Genomic DNA, 6080 nt, shown 5'->3' on the forward strand with positions numbered 1-6080 from the left:
TCGACCGAGGTGTCCCTTGAACTACATTCTTCGTACCGAAAATTCCGCTGACATCGCCGGCATCCATGCGTTGACCCGCGCTGCCTTTGCCAACGCGGCACACAGCAGCCACACGGAGCAGTTCATCGTCGATGCGCTTCGCGTGCGCGGCGAGCTGGCGGTTTCACTGGTGGCCGAGGTGGATGGACACTTGGCCGGCCATGTGGCGGCCTCGCCGGTATCGATCAGCGATGGCAGTCGCGGTTGGCTTGGCCTGGGGCCGATCTCGGTATTGCCCGAATGGCAGGGGCAGGGCATCGGTGCGGCGTTGATGCGGGCAGCATTGGAAGCCCTGCGACAACAGGGCGCACAGGGCTGCGTGCTGCTGGGCGAGCCGGCGTACTACGGCCGCTTCGGCTTCCGTGCCGAGCCAGGCCTGGTGCTGCCGGGTGTGCCGGCGGAGTACTTCCAGGCACTCTGCCTGCAGCCTCCGTTGGCACAGGGCGAGGTGCAGTACTCACCGGCGTTCGAGGCGACGGCCTGATCCACGCCTGGCGCGTTCCCGCTCAGGGCGCGCGCCAGACGGTCGGTTCGGGTTGCGGCTTTGGAATGCGGTAGCCGCCGATATGCTCGAGCAGTGCGTTGGTACGGCGCTGCTCGAGCAGTACCTCGCGCAGCAGGTTGCGCACGGCAAAGATGGCGAACGGCACGAGGATCCAGACCAGGCTGATGCCCAGCGCAAACAGGGTCAACAGGGCTTTTGCACCATCCATGCACGGCGTTCCTTGATCGAAAGCAGCCACGCTAGCACGCGGCTGCTGCCAACGGATGTCAGGCCTTGTGCCGGAGATGGATCAGGGGATACGGGCGGCCCTGTGAATCCAGTGGCGAACGACCGGTTTCGACGAAGCCCATGCGCAGGTAGAAGCCTACGGCCTGCGCATTCTGTGCGTTGACGTCGGTGCTCAGCTGCGGGTGCAGCGCCAGTGCGTGCTGCAGCAGCTGCCGGCCGATACCAGTGCCGCGCACGTCGGGATCGATGAACAACGCTTCCATGTGGCTGCCGTCGATCAGCATGAAGCCCTGTGGCTGGTCCCGTGCATCGACAGCGACGGTCATCGGCGCCTGCGGCAGGAAGCCTGCCACTTCGGCATCGATGGCCTGGCGGTCTTCGGCACTGAGAAAGTCGTGGGTGGCGTCGACGGCGCGACGCCAGAGTGCGACGAGGGCGGCGCCATCGTCGGCGCGCGAGGGGCGCAGGGTGGTCATGTGTTCACCAAGGTGCTTAGCAGGAGCGTGCAGTATGAGGCTTTCCGGTAGCGCGTGCAGGCGCGGCGTCATCCCGCATCGCGATGGCGGATGAAGGGGCTGAACGCAGGTGCTTCCGCGCGCAGCACCACACCTTCTTCGAAATCCTCGCTGTCATTGAAGGGCACGGTCGGCCACTGCGACCACCGGGCAAGCCGTTCGCGGTAGTCGCGGGCAGCCGTGGCGAGTGCCTCGTCGTGCGCCTGCACACGGTCTGGCGGAAGTCCGGAACGCACGCCGTGCACCACATGCGGTTCCATCACGTCGAAGCCAACATAGCGCAGGCTGTACATCAGCGGCCAGAGCAACAGCCGGGTATCGCCCTCGCGGCCGTCGATCGCGCAGGCCCGTGCCGATGAGCCGGTGGTGACGCTCAGCAATGCACGCTTGCAGCGCATCACGCCGTGTTCGTGGCGCTGGCGGCTGTTGTACATCGGCCCGTAGACCAGCACGCGGTCCAGCCAGCCCTTGAGGGCGGCCGGTGCAGCGAACCACCATAGCGGGAACTGCAGGATCAGCAGGTCGGTGGCCTGCAGCAGTTGCAGATGGCGTTGCACCTCGGCAGGCAGCTGGCCTTGTTCGGCGCTGTGCCGTTGTTCGCGCTGGGCATCGAAGCGGCCGGGCTGCAGGCGTTGAGGATGGTGGTGCGCGGCTTCCAACGGGTCGAAGCCTTGCGCATACAGATCGATCACGTCCACCTGCAGGTGATCCTGCCGCAACTGCTCGGCGGCCTGCGTGGCAAGGTGGGCGTTGAAGGAACGGGGTTCGGGGTGGGCCAGCAGGATCAGGGCGCGCATCAGCAGAGGGCGTGTTGGAGTGTGCGACCATCCTCGCGATGCCGGCGAACTGTCGCAATTACGTACCTTGAGGTAACCATGGCCTATCCCGGTGATGTCTATGCCGCCGACTGCTCGGCGCGCGATGCGCTGGCACTGATCTCCGGCAAGTGGGTAATGCTGCTGTTGCCAGCGTTGGCGCAGGGCCCACAACGCAACGGCGCGCTGCTGCGGAAGATCGAAGGCATCTCGCAGAAAGTGCTGACGCAGACATTGCGCCAACTGGAGCGCAACGGCCTGGTCGAGCGCTGCGATCTGGGCGGCAAGCCACTGCACGTGGAGTACCGGTTGACCGAGGTTGCGCGCAGTCTGGTAGACACCCTGACCGCGTTGGACCGTTGGGCCGAGCACAATTTCCCGGCCCTGGACGCTGCCCGCGAGCGCTTCGACGCGCGCTAGCGGCGCCTGCACGGCCCCGGGCGTACAATGCGGCCCCGGCGGCCATCCTGGCCCTGCAGACACACGAGAACCGCCATGACCGATGCCCTGGGTGTACCGGTGCACGACGCCGACGAACACTGGATGCGCCATGCGCTGGCGCTGGCCGAACGCGCGCAGCGCGAGTTCGATGAGATTCCGGTGGGGGCGGTGCTGGTGGGCGCCGACGGCCAACTGCTGGGTGAGGGCTGGAACCTCAACATCGCCTCGCACGACCCAAGCGCACATGCCGAGATCGTGGCCATGCGTGCCGGTGGCAAGCGGCTGGCCAATCATCGCCTGCTTGGCAGCACGCTGTACGTGACCCTGGAGCCGTGCGCGATGTGCGCGATGGCGATCGTGCATGCGCGTGTCTCGCGGCTGGTCTACGGCGCCAGCGATCCCAAGACCGGCGCCTGCGGCAGCGTGTTCGACCTGCTCGGCGATGCCCGCCACAACCACCGGGTGGAGATCCACGGCGGGGTGCTGGCCAAGGACGCCAGCATGCGCCTGACCAACTATTTCCGCGCCAAGCGTGGCAAGCCACCGCTGCTGCTGGAAGACCACGGCGGCGAGGGTTGAGGGGCGAACGGGTATGATGGGCGCCTCTTTCCACCACCGGTAGGCCGCGCGCCTGCCCAGCAGCGAGGCGACACATGGCGGACAACGGCGCGGCCAACGAACGACTGATCTGGATCGACCTGGAGATGACCGGGTTGGATACCGACAATGATTCGATCATCGAGATCGCGACCGTTGTCACCGATGCCCAGCTCAACGTGTTGTCCGAAGGCCCGGAATTTGCCATCCACCACCCGCTGGAAACACTGGAAGCGATGGACGAGTGGAACCGCAACCAGCACCGCCGTTCGGGCCTGTGGCAGCGCGTGGTGGACAGCACCACCACCCTCGGCCAGGCCGAGGCACAGACGGTGAACTTCCTGGCGCAGTGGATCCCGGCCGGCCTGTCGCCGATGTGCGGCAACTCCATCTGCCAGGACCGCCGCTTCCTGCACCGCCAGATGCCGCGCCTGGAGAAGTACTTCCACTATCGCAATCTGGACGTGTCCACGGTGAAGGAACTGGCCAAGCGCTGGGCGCCGAACGTGGCCGCCGGCGTGGGCAAGAACAGCAACCACACCGCACTGAGCGACGTGCATGATTCGATTGCCGAGCTGCGCCACTACCGCCAGTTCATGGGCGCGCTGTCGGGCCTGCCGACTGCTTGAACGACGCCGCCGGGCATGGCCCGGCGCTACCGGGTGACACGCGAACTGGTAGTGCCGGCCGCTGGCCGGCAATTCAGCGGCCTGCGTGACGTGTATCAGGTTGCCGGCCAGCGGCCGGCACTACCCTCCGTTCAACTCCCCGGCGCTAAGATCAGCGCCATGAACGAGCCCATCCTGCTCCCCCGCGACATTGCCCACGATGCCCGCGACTGGTCTGACCTGCAGCGGGCGGTGACCCTGCTGGAAGCGCCGACCCTGACCGCGCGCATGGCCAATCTGGTCGGCACGCCACTGGAGTTCGCGGTGAAGGCATTGCCCAAGGCGGTCTCCGGCCGCATCCACGGTGCGGTGCAGGCAGCACTGTCCAAGTCGGCGCAGGCGGCGCTGTGGAGCATGGACAACACGCCCGGCAAGGGGGCATCCACCCGCTGGCACAAGCTGGCGGCAGCGACCTCCGGTGCGGTGGGCGGCGCCTTTGGTTTTGCCGCGCTGTTCATCGAGCTGCCGGTATCGACCACCATCATGATGCGTGCGGTAGCCGACGTGGCCCGTAGCGAGGGGTTCGACCTGTCCGAGTTCAGCACACGCCAGGCCTGCCTGGAGGTGTTCGCGCTGGGCGGCAACTCGCCGCGCGATGACGCCAGCGAGACCGGTTACTACCTGGCCCGTGGCTTCACCACCGATGTGATGCGCCACCTGTCGGCCGAGTTGGCCGGGCGCGTGGTGACCGGCCGCGACCTCACCCTGGGCGTGGCGCCGAAGGAAGCCGGCAAGCTGCTGGCGAAGATGGTGGAGAAGGTGGCCGCGCGCTTCGGCGTGGTGGTCACCGAGAAATTCGCCGCACAGGCGGTGCCGATCGTGGGTGCGGCCGCCGGTGCGACGCTCAATACGATGTTCACCGATTACTACCAGGACATGGCGCGCGGCCACTTCATCGTGCGCCGGCTGGAGATCAAGTACGGCGAAGACGTGGTGCGCACCTGTTATGACCGCGTGGCGCATGGCGGGGCGTTGATCGAGCCCACGCTGTAACCGGCTTCGGGGTCAGAGCCCTCTGCGTTGCAAAGGGATCCGACCCCGGTTGCGCGCGGGGTCGGATCCCGTTCCGCAGGAAGGGGCTCTGACCCCTGGCCACGCCATCCTTGCCTGCAAGGCACAACTGTTTTGCCACGATCCGCCTGTTGCGCTGCGGCATCCATCCCCATCCTTGCGGTCACTCCCCCCCCGCAAGAGATCGCCGCCATGTTGTTCACCCCCCACCGCCTGGGCGCCTTGACCCTGCCCAACCGTATCGTGATGCCGCCGATGACCCGCTCGCGCGCGGCAGGCGGCAACGTTGCCACTGCCGAGATGGCTGCCTATTACGCGCAGCGGGCCAGCGCCGGCCTGATCGTCAGCGAAGGTACCCAGATCAGCCCGCAGGGCCAGGGCTATGCCTGGACCCCGGGCATCCACAGCCCGGAGCAGGTGCAGGGCTGGCGCCAGGTGACCGACGCCGTGCACGCTGCTGGTGGCCGCATCTACGCCCAGCTGTGGCATGTGGGTCGGGTCTCGCACGTAGCCCTGCAGCCCGATGGTGCCGCGCCGGTGTCGTCGTCGGCGCTGCTGGCCGAGGGGGTGAAGGTGTTTGTCGACCCCACCGGCGCAGGCCCGGAAGCGGGCGTGGGCGAGATGATCCAGCACTCGATGCCGCGCGCGCTGGCCGAGGCCGAGATTCCGGGCATCATCGCCGACTACGCGCAGGCCACCCGCAATGCGCTGGCCGCCGGCTTCGATGGCGTTGAGCTGCACGGAGCCAATGGCTACCTGATCAACCAGTTCATCGACTCGCAGGCCAACCAGCGCAGCGACGGTTATGGCGGCTCGCTGCAGAACCGGCTGCGTTTCCTGCGCGAGGTCGTGCAGGCGGTGACTGCAGTAGCCGGTGGTGACCGCGTCGGTGTTCGTCTGGCGCCGCTGACGACGCTGCAGGGCGCGGTGGACGATACGCCGCAGGCTACCTACCTGGCCGCGGCGCACCTGCTGGGTGCGCTGGGCGTGGGCTACCTGCACATCGCCGAAGCCGACTGGGACGATGCACCGCTGATGCCGGTGGCGTTCAAGCAGGCGCTGCGCTTGATCTACCCGGGCACCCTGATCTACGCCGGCAAGTACACCGCCGAGCGCGCCGAGCAGGCACTGGCGGAAGGCTGGGCCGACCTGATCGGCTTCGGTCGCCCGTTCATCGCCAACCCGGATCTGCCGGAGCGCCTGCGTCTAGGTGCGGAATTGAACCCGCCGGATCGGGCGACGTTCTTCGGCGGAGGCGTGA

9 protein-coding genes are annotated in these 6080 nt (G+C 67.1%); 6 read left to right on the top strand and 3 right to left on the bottom strand.

From position 1 onward, the window contains the following. Nucleotides 1-16 precede the first annotated feature (16 nt). Nucleotides 17-523 (top strand): N-acetyltransferase, encoded by a 507-nt coding sequence (locus tag N5D91_RS20970; RefSeq protein ID WP_180847884.1) that lies wholly within the window; start codon nucleotides 17-19, stop codon nucleotides 521-523. A 22-nt stretch (nucleotides 524-545) separates the two neighbouring features. Here N5D91_RS20970 and N5D91_RS20975 read toward each other — a convergent pair whose 3' ends face one another. From N5D91_RS20975 to N5D91_RS20985, 3 genes are all read right to left on the bottom strand, one after another. Next, nucleotides 546-752: a hypothetical protein gene (locus tag N5D91_RS20975; protein ID WP_153856067.1), complete on the bottom strand. Its 207-nt coding sequence runs from the start codon at nucleotides 750-752 to the stop codon at nucleotides 546-548. Nucleotides 753-810: 58 nt separating this feature from the next. Continuing rightward, the gene (locus N5D91_RS20980) at nucleotides 811-1248 is read right to left on the bottom strand and encodes an acetyltransferase (protein WP_153856068.1); all 438 of its coding nucleotides are present in this window, start codon (nucleotides 1246-1248) and stop codon (nucleotides 811-813) included. Between the two features lie 68 nt (nucleotides 1249-1316). Next, complete coding sequence (locus tag N5D91_RS20985) at nucleotides 1317-2084, bottom strand: NAD(P)H-dependent oxidoreductase (protein WP_180855463.1); 768 nt, start codon at nucleotides 2082-2084, stop codon at nucleotides 1317-1319. Nucleotides 2085-2162: 78 nt separating this feature from the next. Between N5D91_RS20985 and N5D91_RS20990 the strand changes: the two genes are divergently transcribed. From N5D91_RS20990 to N5D91_RS21010, 5 genes are all read left to right on the top strand, one after another. After that, complete coding sequence (locus N5D91_RS20990) at nucleotides 2163-2522, top strand: helix-turn-helix domain-containing protein (RefSeq protein ID WP_180855462.1); 360 nt, start codon at nucleotides 2163-2165, stop codon at nucleotides 2520-2522. Nucleotides 2523-2597: 75 nt separating this feature from the next. Beyond that, nucleotides 2598-3122 (top strand): tRNA adenosine(34) deaminase TadA, encoded by a 525-nt coding sequence (tadA, locus tag N5D91_RS20995; RefSeq protein WP_110712729.1) that lies wholly within the window; start codon nucleotides 2598-2600, stop codon nucleotides 3120-3122. Nucleotides 3123-3196: 74 nt separating this feature from the next. Then, entirely contained in the window at nucleotides 3197-3769 is a 573-nt protein-coding gene (gene orn, locus N5D91_RS21000) for an oligoribonuclease (RefSeq protein WP_180855461.1), read from the top strand. A 159-nt stretch (nucleotides 3770-3928) separates the two neighbouring features. Continuing rightward, complete coding sequence (locus tag N5D91_RS21005) at nucleotides 3929-4801, top strand: EcsC family protein (RefSeq protein ID WP_110712727.1); 873 nt, start codon at nucleotides 3929-3931, stop codon at nucleotides 4799-4801. A gap of 210 nt (nucleotides 4802-5011) precedes the next feature. After that, nucleotides 5012-6080: alkene reductase (locus N5D91_RS21010; protein WP_279922739.1), on the top strand; the 1069-nt coding region annotated here is incomplete at its 3' end.

Source organism: Stenotrophomonas sp. GD03794, assembly GCF_029842145.1.
In the GTDB taxonomy this organism is placed as follows: Bacteria; Pseudomonadota; Gammaproteobacteria; order Xanthomonadales; family Xanthomonadaceae; genus Stenotrophomonas; species Stenotrophomonas riyadhensis.

Excerpts from the sequence above, each read along its gene's own strand:
- tadA (WP_110712729.1), top strand. The coding sequence starts at position 2,598 with ATGACCGATGCCCTGGGTGTACCGGTGCACGACGCCGACGAACACTGG.
- N5D91_RS21005 (WP_110712727.1), top strand. The coding sequence starts at position 3,929 with ATGAACGAGCCCATCCTGCTCCCCCGCGACATTGCCCACGATGCCCGC.
- N5D91_RS20990 (WP_180855462.1), top strand. The coding sequence starts at position 2,163 with ATGGCCTATCCCGGTGATGTCTATGCCGCCGACTGCTCGGCGCGCGAT.
- N5D91_RS20985 (WP_180855463.1), bottom strand. The coding sequence starts at position 2,084 with ATGCGCGCCCTGATCCTGCTGGCCCACCCCGAACCCCGTTCCTTCAAC.
- orn (WP_180855461.1), top strand. The coding sequence starts at position 3,197 with ATGGCGGACAACGGCGCGGCCAACGAACGACTGATCTGGATCGACCTG.
- N5D91_RS20975 (WP_153856067.1), bottom strand. The coding sequence starts at position 752 with ATGGATGGTGCAAAAGCCCTGTTGACCCTGTTTGCGCTGGGCATCAGC.
- N5D91_RS20980 (WP_153856068.1), bottom strand. The coding sequence starts at position 1,248 with ATGACCACCCTGCGCCCCTCGCGCGCCGACGATGGCGCCGCCCTCGTC.